At 58.6% G+C, this 19,346-nt stretch carries 14 protein-coding genes; all 14 read right to left on the bottom strand.

Annotated features, from left to right (window positions below):
- Positions 1-40: 40 nt before the first annotated feature.
- Entirely contained in the window at positions 41-1,384 is a 1,344-nt protein-coding gene (gene cadB, locus ACOWVD_RS21215; protein WP_004931980.1) for a cadaverine/lysine antiporter, read from the bottom strand.
- 370 nt (positions 1,385-1,754) lie between these two features.
- Positions 1,755-3,311 (bottom strand): lysine decarboxylation/transport transcriptional activator CadC, encoded by a 1,557-nt coding sequence (gene cadC / locus ACOWVD_RS21210; RefSeq protein ID WP_049241698.1) that lies wholly within the window; start codon positions 3,309-3,311, stop codon positions 1,755-1,757.
- A gap of 89 nt (positions 3,312-3,400) precedes the next feature.
- Entirely contained in the window at positions 3,401-3,790 is a 390-nt protein-coding gene (locus ACOWVD_RS21205; protein ID WP_015378887.1) for a VOC family protein, read from the bottom strand.
- A gap of 107 nt (positions 3,791-3,897) precedes the next feature.
- Entirely contained in the window at positions 3,898-6,042 is a 2,145-nt protein-coding gene (locus tag ACOWVD_RS21200; protein WP_004931974.1) for a lysine decarboxylase LdcC, read from the bottom strand.
- A 111-nt stretch (positions 6,043-6,153) separates the two neighbouring features.
- On the bottom strand, positions 6,154-7,113 hold the full coding sequence (accA, locus tag ACOWVD_RS21195; protein ID WP_004931972.1) for an acetyl-CoA carboxylase carboxyl transferase subunit alpha: 960 nt from the start codon (positions 7,111-7,113) through the stop codon (positions 6,154-6,156).
- A 12-nt stretch (positions 7,114-7,125) separates the two neighbouring features.
- Positions 7,126-10,614, bottom strand: a complete 3,489-nt coding sequence (dnaE, locus tag ACOWVD_RS21190) for a DNA polymerase III subunit alpha (RefSeq protein ID WP_004931970.1) — start codon at positions 10,612-10,614, stop codon at positions 7,126-7,128.
- A 77-nt stretch (positions 10,615-10,691) separates the two neighbouring features.
- On the bottom strand, positions 10,692-11,285 hold the full coding sequence (gene rnhB / locus ACOWVD_RS21185) for a ribonuclease HII (protein ID WP_421105772.1): 594 nt from the start codon (positions 11,283-11,285) through the stop codon (positions 10,692-10,694).
- Positions 11,282-12,430: a lipid-A-disaccharide synthase gene (gene lpxB, locus ACOWVD_RS21180; RefSeq protein ID WP_004931967.1), complete on the bottom strand. Its 1,149-nt coding sequence runs from the start codon at positions 12,428-12,430 to the stop codon at positions 11,282-11,284. Before lpxB ends, rnhB begins: the two co-directional genes overlap by 4 nt.
- Positions 12,431-12,433: 3 nt before the next feature.
- Positions 12,434-13,222 carry an acyl-ACP--UDP-N-acetylglucosamine O-acyltransferase gene (gene lpxA, locus ACOWVD_RS21175; RefSeq protein ID WP_004931964.1) on the bottom strand — a complete coding sequence of 263 codons (789 nt, stop codon included), beginning with the start codon at positions 13,220-13,222 and terminating at the stop codon, positions 12,434-12,436.
- A 3-nt stretch (positions 13,223-13,225) separates the two neighbouring features.
- A complete protein-coding gene (gene fabZ, locus ACOWVD_RS21170; protein WP_004931962.1) occupies positions 13,226-13,681 on the bottom strand; it encodes a 3-hydroxyacyl-ACP dehydratase FabZ in 456 nt (151 codons plus the stop codon).
- A gap of 160 nt (positions 13,682-13,841) precedes the next feature.
- A complete protein-coding gene (lpxD, locus tag ACOWVD_RS21165; protein WP_004931959.1) occupies positions 13,842-14,864 on the bottom strand; it encodes a UDP-3-O-(3-hydroxymyristoyl)glucosamine N-acyltransferase in 1,023 nt (340 codons plus the stop codon).
- A gap of 3 nt (positions 14,865-14,867) precedes the next feature.
- On the bottom strand, positions 14,868-15,365 hold the full coding sequence (gene skp, locus ACOWVD_RS21160; RefSeq protein WP_004931958.1) for a molecular chaperone Skp: 498 nt from the start codon (positions 15,363-15,365) through the stop codon (positions 14,868-14,870).
- A gap of 156 nt (positions 15,366-15,521) precedes the next feature.
- Entirely contained in the window at positions 15,522-17,948 is a 2,427-nt protein-coding gene (gene bamA, locus ACOWVD_RS21155) for an outer membrane protein assembly factor BamA (protein ID WP_004931955.1), read from the bottom strand.
- A gap of 35 nt (positions 17,949-17,983) precedes the next feature.
- A complete protein-coding gene (gene rseP / locus ACOWVD_RS21150) occupies positions 17,984-19,339 on the bottom strand; it encodes a sigma E protease regulator RseP (RefSeq protein WP_004931952.1) in 1,356 nt (451 codons plus the stop codon).
- Between the last annotated feature and the right edge of the window lie 7 nt (positions 19,340-19,346).

The following is a 19,346-nucleotide window of genomic DNA, read 5'->3' as shown; positions in this document are numbered from 1 at the left end:
GAAAGGGGCTGGGTAAATTCAGTCGGTCAGCGGACGCGAATCAGTGCGCTTTGGCCGTGGTGTTTTCATCGACCGCCGCTGCGCTGGCAGCCTGGCGGGTATTCATTTTCCGGGCGTAGAACATCAGGATAATCAGGCTGATGATAAAGGTGCCGGACAGTTCGAAAGAGTTGGCGCCCATCAGCGCGATGAAGCAGAAGCCGCAGCCGCACACTGAAGCGATCAGGCTCAGCAGGTTGCGCACGTTGACCCCTTCGAAGCGGATCAGGTCTACGCAGGAGTAGAAGTAAGGCAGCATGGTCAGCAGCACCGCGATGCCGGTCAGCTCGCCGAACAGGTCGGACGCTTTGCCGCCGGCGGAGCTCATCAGGGTGATCAGCACCATCAGCGCGGTCATTTTGCAACCGGCCAGCAGCAGGCCTTTCTTCGGAATGCCGTTTTTATCCAGCTCGCCGTACACTTTCGGGAAGTTGCCGTCGTTGGCGGCGCGCACCCCGGCCTGGCCGACCAGCATCATCCATGACCCGAGCGAGGTCAGGCAGGCAAAGGCGGTGAACGCGGAAACCATCGGTGCGGCCCAGTTGCCCATAATCGCCGAGGCGCTGATGGCGAACGGCGCGCCGCTGGCGGCCATTTCAGACGCCGGGAACATACCGCTGATCACCTGGGTGGCGGCGATATAGATGATGCCCGCCAGACCGGTGCCGAGCATGGTCGCCAGCGGTACGGTGCGTTTCGGGTTTTTCACCATGCCGGTGCTGACCGCCGCGGATTCCACGCCGATGAACGCCCACAGGCACAGCAGGATACTTTTGATGACCGCATGGCTGTCGGTGGTGCCGGAGGTGTTCCAGTTAGCCTGGTAGGTGGCGGCGTCAAACCAGTGCCAGCCAAGGGTGGCGGTCACGATCACCGGGATCAGCACCAGCACCAGGCCCAGGGTGGTCAAACGGCTGACCCAGGTTCCGCCCAGCATGTTCACGAAGGTGAAGACCCACACGATGGCGATACAGGCGATGCCGGCAGGTACCGGGTTATTCAGCGCCGGGAAGAAGGTGGAGAGATAAGAAACGGCGGTAATGCCGATGGCCAGGTTACCGATCCAGTTGGCATGGTAATAAAGCACGCCGGTCTGGAAACCGAAGGCCGGGGAAATTTCACCGGCGTAGGCGATAGGGCCGCCCTGCTGTGGGTTTTTGGTGGCGAGGCGGGCATACACATAAGCCAGCGACATCGCCCCGATAATCGAGATCACCCATCCCCAAATGGCGATGGATCCGAGACTCGCCAGGTTGGCGGGCAATAAGGCAATCCCGCTCCCCATCATATTACCGGCGACCACGCCGGTGCAGGCAATAAGCCCTATTTTCTTGGGTGAAGCCATGGTCAGTTTCTCCTGATTTACGTTTCTTATAAGCCACGCCCATAAATAAAAGATTTTAATGAGCCGGCTTGATAGTCAGGATGCTAACCATCGGGGGGAATAAAGTCCTAAAGATAAAGTGAGATTACGCTCATGATCATACAAATGATAACCTGAGGTTTTTCATTAACACATCAAGATAAAAAGACAGGCTAAAGAAAAGATAAACATCATTTAAAAACAAAAAGATGACAAGGTTAATAAAGCATAACAAATGGCAAAAAAGAAATAATATCGCGCAGCAAAATAATACATTCATGCAACATGACTTCACCAATAAATAACGCCGCCATGATCCCCGAAGAATAAGGGCGGCGTGATATTGGGTTAATTATTGGCGCTGATAGTTATTTAAATAAGGCACCACGTTGGTCAATGACGTCTGGAATACGCCATTGGTGATCCAATGCAAGGTATCCTCACCGGGGCGAAGATTGAAGGCGGTAATATAAGAGTCGGCCGCCAAATGATTCTGCCCCTGCATTTCATACACCTTGCCCAGCAGCACATAATTCAGCCACGACATTTGCAATTCAATCCCCAGATCGATCGCCCGGTGCGCCTCGTCAATACGCCCCTGCGTCAAAGCATCTACCGCCAGAACCTGCTGCATGATCGGCGTGTTCTTCAATTCGGGGATCGTCGCCAGATGGCTGATATCGGCGCGCAGTTGCCCCAAGGCCGGGCTGTCGAACGGTTGATAAGAATTGCGCAGCAGATCCACCAACGCTTTTTCAGCCAGCAGATAGCGGAAGTTCGGCGCGCTGTTAATCAGCTCGCTCAGCTGGGCGCTGGCGCGGGTCAACGAATCGGCGTCACCGCGGATCAGCAACTGATGCGCCTGGTAGAAACGCTGCAGCAACGGCCCGTTGTCGGGCAGCAACTGCGCCAGACGCTGCTCCAGCTGTGGCGGCCAAGGCTGCTTCAGCGCCGCGGACAGGCTGGCGAGGAAGTCGGTCTGGATCTTCAGCTGGTTATCGGCGGTGATAAAGTAACGCTTGTCCAACATGATCGAACTGTCGGCGTTATCCACCAGCCGCACGGAGAGGAAACACTGCTGGGCGCGGTAGTGGCGCTGATTGACGAACTCGATATACAGCGACTTACCCGAGTTGCTGGGGCCGGAATAGTTGTAATTAGTTTGGTCATGCACCAGGAAAGTCGAGTAGGTGTTCAGCGAATCGGTGATCAGCTCGCTGACGCCCACCACGTAAGAGAGCTGGGGCATCCAGTTGCTGCAGCTCTCGCCGCCCTGGATGCGGATATCGATATCGCGCGGGTTGAGCAGCACCGGCATGGTCGATACCGGCACGCGCTGCGACAGCGTGGCGATGCCGACAAACGCCACGCAGACGCTTAGCGCACTCAGAAACGCCAGCCACACCCAGAACGTCGAGCGGCGATAAAAATGCGGCTTCTTCTCGCCGGGCGCGGCAGCCGGCACGCTTGCCCGGCGCGGCGGCACATAGGGCGTATCCTCTTCATCATCGCTGCCGTCTTCCGGCTCATGCATAATCACCGCGATCTGCGGCGCCAGTGCAATCGCGGGTTGTGTCTCCCCCTCTTCACACCAGATCACCGACGTCGCCAGCTTATACCCGCGCTTGGGCACGGTGATAATGTATTCCGGGCTGTCGCTGTCGCCGTCTTTCAGGTACTTGCGCAGCTCTGAAATACATTGGGTCACCACGTGGTTGGTGACAATATTGCGCTTCCAGACGTTGTCGATCAGCTCGTCGCGGCTCAGCACCACGTCGGGGTGCCGGGCGAAATAGCACAGCATGTCGATCAGGCGCGGTTCCAGCGTTTTCTGGCGACCATCGCGGCTGATGGTGTTGTCGGCAGGAGTAACCAGCCACTCCCCGACGCGAAAAGCAGGCTCTTGCATGGCGGAAATAACTCTGTAGGCATGTAGGGCAAGGGCGCGATCATAGCATAACCGCCCCCGGCTGTGGCCGCCGGGGGGCGATTAAGCCGTTAACTCTCGTATAATTCTAACGGTAAACCATCGGGATCGCTGAAAAAGGTAAAGCGGGATTGGGTGTAGGGATCGACACGCACCGGTTCGCAGGCAACGCCGGCCGCCTGCAGATGAGCGATAGCCTGATCGATGTCGTCGACGCTGAACGCCAGATGGCGCAGGCCGCAGGCCTCCGGGCGGCTGACGCGAGCCGGCGGCGAGGGGAAAGAAAACAGCTCGATGGTGTATTGCCCGTTGAGCGCAAGATCCGCTTTCCAGGAGCCGCGCTCCTCACGGTAGACTTCGCTCAGCAGGGTAAACCCGAGAATGTCGCAGTAAAAACGCTTGCTGGCGGCGTAGTCCGCGCCAATGATCGCGATGTGATGCACCTGACGTAATGCCAGCATAGAAACCCTCTCCTGTTCATTCTGATGGGGCACGGTATCCGGCGGCGGCGATGCCGTCAATGAAAAAGCCCGGCTTATCTTGCCAAACCGCCGGGCACGTTATGGCCTTATGGCTGCGGGGCTTTCAGCACCTTCACCAGATAGCACCCGTCTTCCGTCAGTTTGGCGCCGTGGATATCGGTTTCAAAACCGGGATAGCGCTCACCGATCGAGCATAGCATCAGCAGGAAATCGAGCACCGCACGGCTCTCTTCGGTGATCATTTCCCCCGGCATCACCAACGGCACGCCCGGCGGATAAGGCAGGATCATATTGGCCGCCACCTTGCCCACCAGCTGATCCAGCTCGCAGGTTTCGACATTGCCGCGCACCTGCTCCTGGAACATCTGGTGCGGCGTCAGCTTCATTTCCGGCAGCACGTCGAACGCCCGCTGCATCAGGCCTGGCAGATCGTGTTGGCGGATCAGGCGATGAATGCCGGCGGCCAGATCCTGGATGCGCATATGGCGATAGAAATCCGGATCTTCGGCGTACAGATCCGGCAGCATGTTCTTCACCCGCAGGTTGAGATCGTAGGCGCGCTTGAAGTCGGTCAGGCCGCGCAGCAGGCTCATCGCCTTGGTTTTATCGATGCCGATACTGAACAGGAACAGCAGGTTGTACGGCCCGGTCTTCTCCACCACGATGCCGCGTTCGTCGAGGTACTTCGCCACCAGCGCCGCCGGGATCCCCTCTTCTTCCAGCGCGCCCAGCTCATTCATGCCCGGTGTCAGGATCGTCACCTTGATCGGATCGAGGTACATATGATCGCGATCGGTCTGGCCGAAACCGTGCCAGTTATCGTCCGGATCCAGCGGCCAGCACTGCGCCTCATCGATCTCTTCCGGCTGCCAGATATCGAAGAACCAGCTGTCGCTTTCCTCGCGCAGCCGCTGCACTTCACGGCGAAAATGCAGCGCGCGTTCCACCGAACGGTTGATCAAACGGCGCCCCGGGTTGCCGCGCAGCATGGCGGCGGCGGTCTCCATCGACGCCACGATGCCGTAGTGCGGCGAAGTGGTGGTGTGCATCATGTAGGCTTCGTTGAAGGTGCTCTCATCGTAGTCGCCCTTGATATGAATCATCGAGGCCTGCGAGAAGGCGGCCAGCAGCTTGTGGGTAGATTGGGTTTCGTAGAAAACCTTGCCGGGCACCCGCTCGCCGCTCATGCCGCTCTTGCCGTCGTAAATCGGATGGAAGTTGGTGTAAGGCACCCAGGCGGAGTCGAAGTGGATCGATGGCACCTCCAGCGTCTGCTTAATGTAGTCGGTGTTGTACAGCAGGCCGTCATAGGTGGAGTTGGTGATCACCGCATGCACCGGCCAGGTGGCGTTCGGCGTCGCCTGCACCCGGGCGGCGATGCTCTCACGCGTGAATTCGCGCTGCGGGATCCCGCCGAGGATACCGTAGGCGTTGCGCAGCGGGCGCAGATAGATCGGCACGATATCGCTCATCATCAGCAGGTGGCACAGCGATTTGTGGCAGTTGCGGTCGATCAGTACCGTGCTGCCCGCCGGCGCCGAATACATGCCGACGATCTTGTTGGCGGTGGAGGTGCCGTTGGTGACCAGATAGCTCTGCTCGGCGTTGAAGGTGCGCGCGATATACTCTTCGGCCTCCAGGTGCGGCCCGGTATGATCCAGCAGCGAACCGAGCTCGGTGACCGAAATCGAGATGTCGGCCTTCAAGGTATTGGCGCCGAAGAAGTCATAGAACAGGCAGCCCACCGGGCTTTTTTGAAACGCGGTGCCGGCCATGTGGCCCGGCGTGCAGAAGGTGTACTTGCCTTCGCGCACATAGTTGAACAGCGCCTTGGTCAGCGGCGGCGTAATGGTGTCGATGTATTCCGCGGTGTACTGCTGGATGCGCTGCGCGATGTCGTCCGCCGCATTCAGGCCGTACTCGAAGAAATAGAGCACCATGCGCATTTCATGCAGGCTGACGTCGAAGGTGGAGTGGGTATTGATAAAGGCGTACAGCGGCAGGTATTCGTTCAGCTCGTTGATCTCGCTGCACAGCTCCAGGCTGTAGTCGTCCCAGTCGAAGATCACTCCGCAGATGCGGGCGTTGGCTTCGATCAGCTTCAGCAGGTCACCGCTGTTTTTGGGGTACACCAGCTGGAATCCCATGGCGGCCAGCGCAGCGTGGAGCTCGCGAATCGGCTCATCTTTGTAGTAGACGCCCGTCGGGCCCATGATGGCGATGATATTCATCGGCAGCTCCTGTCAGTTAACGGCCAAGTCTCTATAACACCACGAAAATCCGGCGGTGTGTAGCCAAAAAAAAACCGCCCGGAGGCGGTTTCTTGCAGCGAAGCACAGAACTCAGCAGTAGCCGTAGTTCATCAGACGCTGGTAACGGCGGTTGAGCAACTCTTCGTCGTTCAGACCATCCAGATCTTTCAGATCGGCCAGCAGCTGCGCTTTCAGCGCGGCGGCCATCGCCGGCACGTCGCGGTGCGCGGAACCCAGCGGCTCCGGGATCACCGAGTCGATCAGCTTCAGCTCTTTCAGACGCGGTGCGGTGATGCCCATCGCTTCTGCCGCCAGCGGGGCCTTATCGGCGCTCTTCCACAGGATGGAAGCACAGCCTTCCGGCGAAATCACCGAGTAGGTGCTGTACTGCAGCATGTTCACCTTGTCGCCCACGCCGATCGCCAGCGCGCCGCCGGAGCCGCCTTCGCCGATGACGGTGCAGATGACCGGCACGTTCAGACGCGACATCTCACGCAGATTGCGCGCGATAGCTTCCGACTGGCCGCGTTCTTCCGCGCCCACGCCCGGATAAGCGCCCGGGGTATCAATAAAGGTGATGATCGGCATCTTGAAGCGTGCGGCCATTTCCATCAGGCGCAGCGCCTTGCGGTAGCCTTCCGGCGCCGGCATGCCGAAGTTGCGGCGGATCTTCTCTTTGGTTTCACGGCCTTTCTGGTGCCCGATGATCATCACCGGGCGGCCATCCAGGCGCGCAATGCCACCGACGATCGCTTTGTCGTCAGCGTAAGCGCGATCGCCCGCCAACTCTTCGAAGTCGGTAAAGATGTGTTTGATATAATCCAGGGTATAAGGACGGCGCGGGTGGCGTGCCAATTGGGCAATTTGCCAGGCCCCAAGATCGGCAAAAATCTTGCGCGTCAGCTCAACGCTCTTTTCACGCAGGCGCTGAACCTCTTCGTCCAGATTAATATCTAATTTTTCGTCTTGACGGCTGACTGCAGTCAGCGAGTCAATTTTCGCTTCCAGCTCTGCAATCGGCTGTTCAAAATCAAGAAAATTCAGACTCATAGCATTCCTATTTTAGTCAAATTCCAAGTCCACCTGCTCATTGCCTACCAACGTCCGCAAGTCGATCAACAAGCGGTCGGTGGGCGTCACGCGCCAGGTTGCGCCAAAACGCAGCTTGGCTCGCGCATCTTCCCGTTGATAGTAGAGATGCACTGGAATCGTCCCCGATCGATGGGGTTCCAACGACTGACGGAGACGGTTCAAAAGCTGGTCATCAATTTGCCTGTCAGTCAGCGAGATAGCAAGCCCGCGAGCGTATTTTTCCCGGGCTTCACTGATGTCCATTACCTCGCGGGCCATCATTTTAAGCCCGCCGCTAAAGTCATCAAAGCTGACCTGTCCACTGGCGATAAGGATACGGTCTTTTTCCAACAAATGCTGGTATTTTTCTAACGCTTCGGTGAATAACATCACTTCCAGACGGCCCGAACGGTCATCCAGCGTGCAGATGCCAATGCGGTTGCCGCGCTTGGTCACCATCACCCGCGCGGCGACCACCAACCCGACGGCGGTAGTCATTTTGCCCCGATCCGTCGGGTGCATGTCTTTCAAACGCTGGCCACCGGCGTAACGTTCGATCTCCTTCAGGTACTGGGTGATCGGGTGGCCGGTCAGGTACAGCCCCAGCGTCTCCCGTTCACCGTCCAGCACCACCTGCTCCGGCCAGGGCGCGATATTGGCGTAGGATTGCTCTACCTGCTCCGGCGCTTCCGCCAGCACGCCAAACATATCCACCTGGCCAATAGCTTCGGCTTTCGCATGCTGATCCGCCGCTTTCAACGCGTCGCCGAGCGAATTCATCAGCGCGGCGCGGTGCGGCCCAAGGCGATCGAACGCCCCGGACATGATCAGTTTTTCCAGAATGCGGCGGTTCAGTTTCTTGATGTCGGAGCGCGCGCAGAGATCGAACAGGTCTTTGAAGTAACCTTGTTCGCCGCTGTTGCGCGCCTCGATGATCGCCTCGATTGGCCCTTCCCCTACGCCCTTGATGGCGCCGATGCCGTACACGATCTCGCCGTCGTCGTTGACGTGGAAGTGATACAGGCCGCTGTTGATGTCCGGCGGCAGGATCTTCAGCCCCATGCGCCAGCATTCGTCCACCAACCCCACCACTTTGTCGGTGTTGTCCATATCGGCGGTCATCACCGCCGCCATAAACTCGGCCGGGTAGTGGGCCTTCAGCCACAGCGTCTGGTACGACACCAGCGCATAGGCGGCGGAGTGCGATTTGTTGAAGCCATAACCGGCGAATTTCTCCACCAGGTCGAAGATTTTCACCGACAGTTCGCCGTCGATGCCGCGCGCTTTGGCGCCGTCTTCAAAGCCGCCGCGCTGCTTGGCCATTTCGACCGGGTTCTTTTTACCCATCGCACGGCGCAGCATGTCCGCGCCGCCCAGCGTATAGCCGGCCAGCACCTGGGCAATCTGCATCACCTGTTCCTGATACAGGATGATGCCGTAGGTCGGCTCCAGCACCGGCTTGAGCGACTCGTGCTGCCACTGAATGTCCGGGTAGGAGATCTCTTCACGGCCGTGTTTGCGGTCGATGAAGTTATCCACCATGCCCGACTGCAGCGGCCCCGGACGGAACAGCGCCACCAGTGCGATCATGTCTTCGAAGCAGTCGGGCTTCAGACGTTTGATCAAATCTTTCATACCGCGCGATTCAAGCTGGAACACCGCCGTGGTTTCCGAGCGCTGCAGCATGTCGAAACTTTTCTTGTCGTCGAGCGGAATGGCGGCGATGTCGATCGGTTCCAGCCCGGTCTTGGCGCGCCGGGCGTTGATCATCTCCAGCGCCCAGTCAATGATGGTCAGGGTGCGCAGACCGAGGAAGTCGAACTTCACCAGCCCGGCGTATTCCACGTCGTTCTTGTCGAACTGGGTCACCGGATGGTTCCCTTCGGCATCGCAGTACAGCGGCGCGAAGTCGGTGATCTTGGTCGGCGCGATCACCACGCCCCCGGCGTGTTTACCGGCGTTGCGCGTCACCCCTTCCAGCTTGCGCGCCATGTCGATCAGCGCCTTGACCTCTTCGTCGGCCTCGTAAATTTCCGGCAGCTGCGGTTCGGCGGCGAAGGCTTTCTCCAGCGTCATGCCCGGATCCGGCGGCACCAGCTTGGAGATGCGATCGACGAAGCCGTACGGGTGCCCCAGCACGCGGCCCACGTCGCGGATAACCGCTTTCGCCGCCATGGTGCCGAAGGTGATGATCTGCGATACCGCTTCGCGGCCGTACATCTCCGCCACGTGCTCGATCACCTGGTCACGCTTCTCCATGCAGAAGTCGACGTCAAAGTCGGGCATTGAGACACGTTCCGGGTTCAGGAAGCGTTCGAACAGCAGATCGAACTCCAGCGGATCGAGGTCGGTGATTTTCAACGCATAGGCCACCAGCGAACCGGCGCCGGAGCCGCGCCCCGGGCCCACCGGCACGTTGTTGTCCTTCGACCACTGGATAAACTCCATCACGATCAGGAAGTAGCCGGGGAAGCCCATCTGGTTGATCACCTTCAGCTCTACGTCCAGACGCTCGTCATATTCCGGGCGGCGCTGCGCGCGCACTTCAGGATCGGGGAACAGGAACTCCAGACGCTCTTCCAGCCCCTCTTTCGATTTGAGCACCAGGAAGTCCTCGGTGCTCATATCGCCGGTCGGGAACTGCGGCAGGAAGTATTCGCCGAGGCGAATGGTGACGTTGCAGCGCTTGGCGATTTCGACGCTGTTCAGCAGCGCTTCCGGGATGTCGGCGAACAGCTCGCACATCTCGTCTTCGCTGCGCATGTATTGTTGCGGGCTGTAGTTGCGCGGCCGCTTGGGATCGTCCAGCGTAAAGCCGTCGTGAATGGCGACGCGGATCTCATGGGCGTCGAAGTCATCTTCCACCAGGAAGCGCACGTCGTTGGTGGCCACCACCGGCAAGCCGCGCTCAGTGGCCAGCGCCACCGCCGCATGCAGGTAGTTCTCTTCGTCCTGACGGCCGGTGCGGATCAGTTCCAGATAGTAACAGTCCGGGAAATGCTGCTGGTAGAAATCAAGACACTGATCCACCTGCGCCTGGTTGCCGCGCAGCAGAAACTTGCCGACGTCGCCCTGACGCGCACCGGAGAGCAGGATCAGCCCTTCGCGATGTTCAATCAGCCAGTCGCGATCGATAGTCGGGCCGGCGGCGCCGTAGCCGCGCTGATAGGCGCGGGAAATCAGCAGCGTCAGGTTCTGGTAGCCTTCGTTGTTGCTGGCCAGCACCGTCAACTGAGCCAGTTCATCGCCCAGCTCTTCGCTTTGCACATGGAAATCCGCGCCGATGATCGGTTTGATCCCGGCGCCGTGCGCGCTGCCGTAGAATTTCACCAGCCCGCACAGGTTGGTGAAATCGGTGATTGCCAGTGCAGGCATGGCTAACGCGGCGGCTCTTTTCACCAGCGGCGCCGTCTTGGCCAATCCATCAATCATGGAGTAGTCACTGTGGACGCGCAGGTGAATAAAACGAGGTTCGGCCATCTCCAGATACCTGATTGAAGGGGCTCAGCAGGCTGAGCCCGGGTTAATGCTATCGTCGAGCCGGTCAGGCTCGCAGACTACAGCGCCAGCGCTCTTTTCACCGGCGCGAAACTGCGGCGATGATGCTCGGTGGCGCCCAGCGCGGCCAGCCGCTCCAGGTGGAAGGCGGTCGGGTAGCCTTTATGCTGCGCGAAACCGTAGTCCGGGTACTCGCTGTCCAGCTCGGCCATTTCGCGATCGCGCGTGACCTTCGCCAGAATGGACGCCGCGCTGATCTCCGCCACGCGGCTGTCGCCCTTCACCACCGCCTGCGAACGCATCGGCAAGCTCGGGCAACGGTTACCGTCGATTAAAACCATGTCCGGCGCGATATGCAACCCGGCCACCGCGCGCTGCATCGCCAACATGGTGGCGTGCAAAATGTTCAGTTGGTCGATTTCCGCCGGTTCGGCGCGCCCCAGGCTCCAGGAGAGCGCCTTGGCGACGATTTCGTCATACAGCGCCAGGCGGCGTTTTTCACTGAGTTTCTTGGAGTCCGCCAGACCGACGATCGGCTGCGCCGGATCGAGGATCACGGCGGCGGTGACCACCGCGCCGACCAACGGGCCGCGGCCCACTTCGTCCACACCGGCAATCAGCGTGGCAGCGGGATAGATAAAGGGGTCAATCATGCTTTCGCCAGCTCCAACACAGCCTGAGCGGCCTGTTCGTCCGCACCGCAACGGATGCTTTGGTGCAAGGTAAGGAAAGTCTGTTTCAACGCGTCGGTTTCCGGGCTCTCTTCCAGCAGCGGCATCACGGCGGCGGCCAGTTTGTCCGGCACGCAGTCATGCTGCAACAGCTCGGTGACGATCTCCCGCCCCGCCAGCAGATTCGGCAGCGAAACGTAAGGCGTTTTTACCAGCTTCTGCGCCAGCCAGAAAGTGAACGGCTTCATGCGATAGCCCACCACCATCGGGCACTTGGCCAGCATGCACTCCAGCGCCGCCGTACCGGATGCCAGCAGCGCCGCGTCGCTGGCGATCATCGCTTCGCGCCCCTGCCCATTCAGCAGGTGTACGGTCAAATCCGGCGCAACCTCGGCCTTGATGCGCTCAAACTGCTCGCGCCGTTTGGCGTTGACCAGCGGCACCACCACTTCCAGCTCGGGATAACGGGTGCGCAGCAGCTGCGCGGTTTTGAGGAAATCGGCGCTCAGCATCTCGACTTCGGCGCCGCGGCTGCCCGGCAGCAAGGCCAGACAGCGCGCCTGCGGAGCGATGCCAAGCTGAGCGCGCGCCGCCAGCCGGTCGGGCTGCAACGGCATGGCGTCCGCCATGGTGTGGCCAATAAACCGGCAAGGCACGTTGAAACGATCGTAAAACGCTTTTTCGAAAGGGAGAAAGGCCAGCACCAAATCGGTGGCTTTGCCTATTTTGAAAACGCGCTTTTGCCGCCAGGCCCACACGGAAGGGCTGACGTAGTGGATGGTGCGGATACCACGCTGCTTGAGGCGGCCTTCCAGCGTGATGTTGAAGTCCGGCGCGTCGATACCGACAAACACGTCCGGCCGCAGCTCACCGAAGCGGCGGGTAAGATCCTTGCGGATCTTCAACAGGCGTGGCAAACGCTCGAGCACTTCCACCACGCCCATGACCGCCAGTTCTTCCATTTCGTACCAGGCTTCGCAGCCTTCGGCCTGCATCAACGGGCCGGCGACGCCTACGAAACGCGCGTCGGGGATCTGCGCCTTGAGCGCACGGATCAAGCCGGCGCCGAGAATGTCACCGGAGGTTTCTCCGGCGACCAGTCCGATAGTCAATGGACGATTCGACATAACTCAGCGAATGATGCCACGGGTGGAACGGGTGAAGAAATCGAGGTATTGCTGCACCACCGGCTGTTCTTTGGCCAGGGCTTCGATTTCCGCTTTCGCTTCATCCAGCGTTTTCTCGCTGCGATACAGGATTTTGTAGGCGTTGCGGATTGCCTGCATTTCATCCTTGTCAAAACCGCGGCGCTTCAGGCCGACCGCGTTGACGCCGAACGGCGTAGCGTGGTTGCCCTGAGCGATGACGAAAGGAGGCACGTCCTGAGCGACACCGGAACAACCGCCTACCATCACATGCGCGCCGATAATGCAGAACTGGTGGATCGCCGTCATGCCGCCGATGATGGCGTGATCGTCGATTTCCACATGCCCCGCCAGCGTGGCGTTGTTGGCCAGCACGCAAGCATTGCCGACCACGCAATCGTGGGCGACGTGCACGTTGACCATCAGCAGGTTGTCGTTGCCCACTTTAGTCAGGCCGGTACCCTGCGCGGTGCCGCGATGAATGGTCACGCTTTCGCGGATGCGGTTGCGATCGCCCACTTCAACGCGCGTCGGTTCGCCCGCGTATTTCAGATCCTGATTCACTTCGCCGATAGAGGCGAACTGATAAATCTGATTATCGCAGCCAATCTTGGTAATGCCGTTCACCACCACGTGGGATTTCAGCACCGTGCCGGCGCCGATTTCCACCTGGGAGCCGACGTAGCAGAATGGGCCGATATGCACGTTGGCGCCGATCACGGCGCCTTCTTCGACTATCGCGCTAGGATGGATAAAGGCGGTTTGGTCAATCACGGATTAAGCCTCCCGGCTGCGGGCACACATCATGGTTGCTTCGCAGACAATTTTACCGTCAACGGTCGCCACGCCTTTGAAGCGAGTCAGACCGCGGCGAGTTTTCTCGAAGGTGACTTCCATGACCATCTGATCGCCTGGCACCACAGGGCGCTTGAAACGTGCTTCGTCGATACCGGCGAAGTAATACAGCTCGCCCGGCTCCAGTTTGCCGACGCTTTTAAACGCCAGGATACCGGTGGCCTGCGCCATGGCTTCCAGGATCAATACGCCTGGGAAAATCGGTTTGCCAGGGAAATGGCCCTGGAAAAACGGTTCATTCACCGATACGTTCTTCACCGCACGCAGATATTTGTGCTCTTCAAACTCGAGGACGCGGTCGACCAGCAAGAACGGGTAACGGTGAGGAAGCAGATCCAAAATTTCTGCAATATCCAGAGTATGAGTGTCAGTAGTCAAAATACTCTTCCTGTCTCTAAAAACTGATGGCATCAACAACACGGCCTGCGCTGACCCCAAAAGGAGATCATCATGCAGGCCGCAAATTAACATCTCTTTGCGCTTTTGGTCTCACGACCAACGCGTTTCGTTTTGTACCCGCCAGGGCGGGCGGCAATGATTAGTCTTTTCCGACTTTACGTTCGACAGCTTTCAAGCGTTTGCTGATCTCATCGATATTCATCACCAACGCAGCGGTTTTACGCCAAACCTTGTTAGGCTGCAACGGAATGCCCGAAGAGTATACCCCAGGTTCGGTGATTGGTCGCATAACCATTCCCATTCCGGTAACAACAACCTTGTCGGCAATCTCCATGTGACCGTTGATCACGCTGGCACCGCCGATCTGGCAGTAGCGGCCGATTTTCAGGCTGCCGGCCATGATCACACCGCCGGCGACGGCGGTATTGTCGCCAATCACGACGTTATGTGCAATCTGGCATTGGTTGTCGATGATAACACCATTCCCGATTTGGGTGTTATCCAAAGCGCCGCGGTCAATGGTGGTGCAAGCGCCGATTTCGACGCGATCGCCGATAATCACCGTGCCCAACTGAGGGATTTTGATCCACTCGCCGCGCTCGTTCGCATAGCCGAAACCGTCCGCGCCGATCACGGTGCCGGACTGGATCAGGCAGCGCTGGCCGATTTCAACCGCATGATAAATCGTGACATTCGCCCACAGACGCGTTCCCGCGCCGATGCGTGCGTGTTTGCCGATGAAGCAGCCCGGGCCGATAACCACGTTATCGCCAAGCACCGCACCCGACTCAATCACCGCGTTCGCCCCAATGGCGACGTTCTGCCCCAGCTGCGCTTCAGGCGAGATCACCGCGCTTGGCGCGATATCCTGTGCTGGTGCCGGCGTAGTGTCCATCAGTTGCGCCATGCGCGCGTAGGTCAGATAAGGGTTTTTAACCACCAGCGCCGCAGCACGGCAGTGTGGTAAATCCGCTTCGGTAAGCACCACGGCGCTTGCCTGGCAGGAAGACAGCTGCTCTTGATAGCGGCTGTTTGACAAAAACGTGATTTGGCCAGGCTGTGCCGAATGCATAGAAGCAATGCCGGTGATGACGAGATCGCCATCACCGTGCAATTGTGCATCCAACTGCTGCGCTAAATCAGCCAGTCGAATTGAAAGCATGTGTTATTTAACCTGTTTCAGCACGTCAGCAGTGATATCTTTGGAAGAGTCTGCATAGGCAACGGCGTTGGCGTCGATCACCACGTCATAACCGCCTTTGCTGGCGACAGATTTCACCGCGTCCTGAATACGGCTCAGGATCTTGTTACGTTCTTCCATCTGGCGACGGCGGTTGTCCTGCTCGAAAGCCTGGGCTTTCTGAGAGAACTGCTCGCGTTGCGCCATCACGTCTTTTTCCAACTTGCTGCGGTCGCTGGCTTTCATGGTAGCGCCGTCACGCTGCAGACGTTGCATTTTGGTCTGCAGGCTACGTTCCATGTTCTGGAGTTCGCTTGCACGGCCTTTAAACTCGTTTTCCAGCTGTTTAGCGACCGCTTCACGGGCCGGCAGCTGTTGGAAAATGCTGGAGACGTTAACGACAGCGATCTTATCTGCTGCCTGAACGCCAGCTGAAGCAGCCATTGCTAAACCGAGGCCTGCGGCACACAACCACTTTTTCACTATAAACTCCTTACCATCACCCATTTGTGTCATATGACACTGAAGTACACAATTTGCCAGACTTGTCCCACCAAACAATGAGAATCATCTCCCTCTGCCGGCGGGCGCCTGGCCATTGCGATTCTTAATAACTGTTATGCCCAGAGGCGAGACCCGTTACCAGGTCTTACCGATGTTAAACTGGAACTGTTCGGACTTGTCGCCTTCGTATTTCTTGATCGGGTTGGCGTAAGAGAACACCAATGGCCCCAATGGCGACATCCACTGCAGCGCGATACCGGCGGAAGAACGAATATTGCTGGCCTTGCTGTAGTCCGGCACGCCGTACATCAGCGTTTCGTCGGTATTCTTCCACTTGGTATCCCACACGGTACCGGCATCGATGAACAGCGAGGTCCGCACCGAGTTGGCGTATTTCTCGCTGATGAACGGCGTCGGGGTGATCAGCTCCAGGCTGGCGACCGCCATAGCGTTACCGCCCACCGCGTCATCCGAGCTACAGATGCTCTGACGCGAGGTCGTGCTGCCGGCGTTGAACTGACACTGGTACGAGTTGGAGTTGTAGTACACCGCCTTCGGACCAATGGTGTTGGACTGGAAGCCGCGCACGGTGCTCGAACCACCGGCGTAGAAGTTCTCGTAGAACGGCATTTCCTTGCCGCCCAACCCATCCGCATAACCCAGACGGCCACGGCCCAACAGCACCCAGGTGCGATCGTCGTTGATCGGCACGTATTGTACGCTGTCCAGCGTCACCTTGTAGTATTCGTTGTCCGAGCCCGGAATGGTGACCTTGCCGTTCAACGTGGTGCGGTTACCCGAGGTCGGGAAGTAGCCGCGGTCCAGGTTGTTGTAGGTCCAGCCCAGGTTCAGCGTAAAGTCGTCGGTCGAGTAGCTGGCGCGGTCGGTTTTGTTCGCATCCACGCCCATCGAGTCGAGGTAACGCCACATGGCGATCTGCGGCTGCATGTTCGACAGGCCGTTGTGGACGTAGCCCAGGCCGGTGCGCAACGAGTTGTTTTCGTTGATCGGGAAGCCCAGCGTGCCGTCGATACCGTAACTCTTGTTGGTATAGTCCGACAGATCCGCGTCATCCGCCTTAAAGTCGTTGTAGAAGATGCGGCCGCCCAGGCTCACACCGTCAACGGTGAAGTACGGGTTGGTGACCGACAGTTCGGTATAGGTCTGATAGTCGTTCTTGGTGCCGCTGATGCCGACCGAGTACCCGGTACCCAACCAGTTATCCTGCTGCACGCCCGCCTGGAAGCTGACGCCGCTCTCGGTGCCGTAACCGACGCCGAAGTTGAAGGTACCGGTGTTGCGTTCTTTCACCTTGTAGGTCACATCGACCTGATCGGCGGTGCCCGGCACGCGCTGGGTTTCCACGTCAACCGTTTCGAAGTAGCCCAGACGGTTCAGACGCTCTTTGCCCTGCTCGACCTGCTCGTTGCCGAGCCAGGCGCCTTCCATCTGGCGCATTTCGCGACGCAGTACGGAATCCTTGCTGGTGTCGTTGCCTTCGAACTTGATGCGACGCACGTAGAAGCGGTTGCCCGCGTCAACGTTGACGTGCAGTTTGACGGTTTTATCCGCGTCGTTGATCTCAGGCTGAGTGCCGACGCGCGGGTAGGCGTAACCATAACGGCCCAACATCGTTTTGATGTTGTCTTCCATTTTGGTCACCTTGCTGCCGTTGTACAGCTCGCCTGGCTCGATTTTGGTGATCTGAGCGACTTCCGCCGAGTGGCCGGCCAGATTGCCGTTCACGACAACATCGGAAAGCTTGTACTGCTCGCCTTCGGTGATGTTGATGGTGATGTAGATGCCTTTTTTATCCGGCGTCAGGCTCACCTGGGTAGAATCGATGTTGAAGCGGGCATAGCCGCGATCCAGATAGAAGCTGCGCAGGGTTTCGAGATCGCCCGCCAGTTTTTGCTTCTGGTATTTGCGATCGCCGACCAGGTTCCACCATGGCACTTCGTCACGCAGTTGGAAGCGTGAGATCAGTTCGTCGTTGGTGAAGGCATGGTTGCCGACGATGTTGATTTGTTGAATCTTGGCGGAGACCCCTTCCGTGAACACCAGCTTCAGGTCGACACGGTTGCGCGGCAACGGCGTGACTACGGCTTTCACCGAGGCGCTGTATTTACCGACGCTGTAGTAGAAGTCTTCCAGCCCTTTTTCAATGCTGGAGATCGTGGTGCGGTCGAGCGCCTCGCCCACCCGGACGCCGGAGGCTTCCAGGTTCTGCTTGAGCATGTCATCCTTCACCGACTTGTTGCCGGAGAAAGTGATGCTGGCGATGGTAGGACGTTCCTTCACCTGCACGATCAAGGTATTACCATCGCGCAGCACGCGCACGTCCTCGAAGTTGCCGGTGGCAAACAAGGCACGGATGGTATTACTGATGTCATCGTCAGTGACGGTATCGCCGACGCGAACCGGCATGTTGAGTAACGCCGCACCGACGGCGACTCGCTGCAGGCCTTCGAAATGAATGTCTTTCACTACGAACCCGTCTGCACCGTATACGGTGGCGCTGCCAAACAGCAGCGACGCTATGAGCAACTTTTTCATCGCCATCGTTGTTATGCGTTCTTCCTAACCTATCCCCGCCCCTAGAGGCGGGAAAAATCATTGAAAAGTGCAAGACCCATCAACAACACCAGCACGATCGAACCTATGCGGTAGCTGTAGTCCTGTACTCGCTCGGAAACCGGCCCACCCTTCAGCTTTTCTATCGCCAGGAAGAGGAGATGCCCACCATCTAACACCGGTAATGGGAACAGGTTGATGATACCCAGGTTGACGCTAATCAACGCCAGGAACATCAGATAATACACGAACCCGACTCCGGCTGACGCCCCAGCTCCCTGTGCAATCGAGATCGGGCCACTCAGGTTGTTCAGCTTTACATCACCGGTTATTAATTTGCCCAGCATGTTGACCGTCAGCCGCATCAGCTGCCAGGTCTTGTCGCCGGCCTGATACAGCGCCGGGAACGGTCCATACTGGCGAATCGTTTTATACTCGTCCGGCAGCGGCAGCACTTTTGGAATGATGCCTGCAAACCCCACCGATTTGTCTTTTCCCACCGGCTTTGTATCCGGTATCAGCGTCAAAGACAAGGGGGCGCCGTTTCTTTCAATCTCCAAAGCCAGCGGTTGCCCCGGGCCATCGTGGATACGCTTCACCAGCGTCTGCCAACGACCCAACGGCTGACCATCGACTTTAACGATCCTGTCCCCCGCTTGTAAACCCGCCTTTTGCGCCGCCGAGTTAGGCTGCACTTCCGCCAACACGGATTCGATCTGCGGGCCGCGCGGCATAATGCCCAGCGCGACAACGGGATCCTGCTTGTCCGGTTCAAAGTTCCACTGGCGCAAGTCCAGGGTTTTGGTCACCACCTGCGAAGAACCGAACGGCGCGACGCCGACTTCGGTTTGCGCATCGCCAATCTTCGCCACCAGCGCCAGACGAACTGACTCCCAATCAGGCGTTTCGATGCCGTCAACCGACTTTAGTTCCATGCCAGACGAAATTTCGGCCTTGGCGGCGATGGATTGCGGCGCGATTTCGCCGATCACCGGGCGGAAACTCGGCACGCCGATGATGAACACCAGCCAATAGGCAAGGATAGCAAACAGGAAGTTGGCGATGGGGCCGGCGCTGATGATGGCCGCGCGCTGCCAGACGGTTTTATTGTTGAAGGCCTGGTGGCGCATCTCCGGCGCCACCGACTCCACGCGCTCGTCCAGCATCTTCACGTAGCCACCGAGCGGGATCAGAGCGATAACGTACTCGGTGCCCTGACGATCGGTGCGGCGCCACAGCGCCCGGCCGAAGCCGATGGAGAAGCGTTCAACGCGCACGCCGCAACGACGGGCAACCCAAAAGTGTCCGAACTCATGCACGGTAATCAAGATACCGAGCGCAATCAGAAACGCCACCAGGTTCCAAAGCACGCTGACCATCATCCCT

Source organism: Serratia sp. SA088 (genome assembly GCF_049065515.1).
GTDB lineage: Bacteria > Pseudomonadota > Gammaproteobacteria > Enterobacterales > Enterobacteriaceae > Serratia > Serratia nematodiphila.
This window is presented reverse-complemented; position numbering and strand designations above follow the sequence as displayed.

What these genes read in the sequence shown, in the direction of transcription:
- cadB (WP_004931980.1), bottom strand. Translation starts at nt 1,384, where the DNA reads ATGGCTTCACCCAAGAAAATAGGGCTTATTGCCTGCACCGGCGTGGTC.
- cadC (WP_049241698.1), bottom strand. Translation starts at nt 3,311, where the DNA reads ATGCAAGAGCCTGCTTTTCGCGTCGGGGAGTGGCTGGTTACTCCTGCC.
- ACOWVD_RS21205 (WP_015378887.1), bottom strand. Translation starts at nt 3,790, where the DNA reads ATGCTGGCATTACGTCAGGTGCATCACATCGCGATCATTGGCGCGGAC.
- ACOWVD_RS21200 (WP_004931974.1), bottom strand. Translation starts at nt 6,042, where the DNA reads ATGAATATCATCGCCATCATGGGCCCGACGGGCGTCTACTACAAAGAT.
- accA (WP_004931972.1), bottom strand. Translation starts at nt 7,113, where the DNA reads ATGAGTCTGAATTTTCTTGATTTTGAACAGCCGATTGCAGAGCTGGAA.
- dnaE (WP_004931970.1), bottom strand. Translation starts at nt 10,614, where the DNA reads ATGGCCGAACCTCGTTTTATTCACCTGCGCGTCCACAGTGACTACTCC.
- rnhB (WP_421105772.1), bottom strand. Translation starts at nt 11,285, where the DNA reads ATGATTGACCCCTTTATCTATCCCGCTGCCACGCTGATTGCCGGTGTG.
- lpxB (WP_004931967.1), bottom strand. Translation starts at nt 12,430, where the DNA reads ATGTCGAATCGTCCATTGACTATCGGACTGGTCGCCGGAGAAACCTCC.
- lpxD (WP_004931959.1), bottom strand. Translation starts at nt 14,864, where the DNA reads ATGCTTTCAATTCGACTGGCTGATTTAGCGCAGCAGTTGGATGCACAA.
- bamA (WP_004931955.1), bottom strand. Translation starts at nt 17,948, where the DNA reads ATGGCGATGAAAAAGTTGCTCATAGCGTCGCTGCTGTTTGGCAGCGCC.
- rseP (WP_004931952.1), bottom strand. Translation starts at nt 19,339, where the DNA reads ATGGTCAGCGTGCTTTGGAACCTGGTGGCGTTTCTGATTGCGCTCGGT.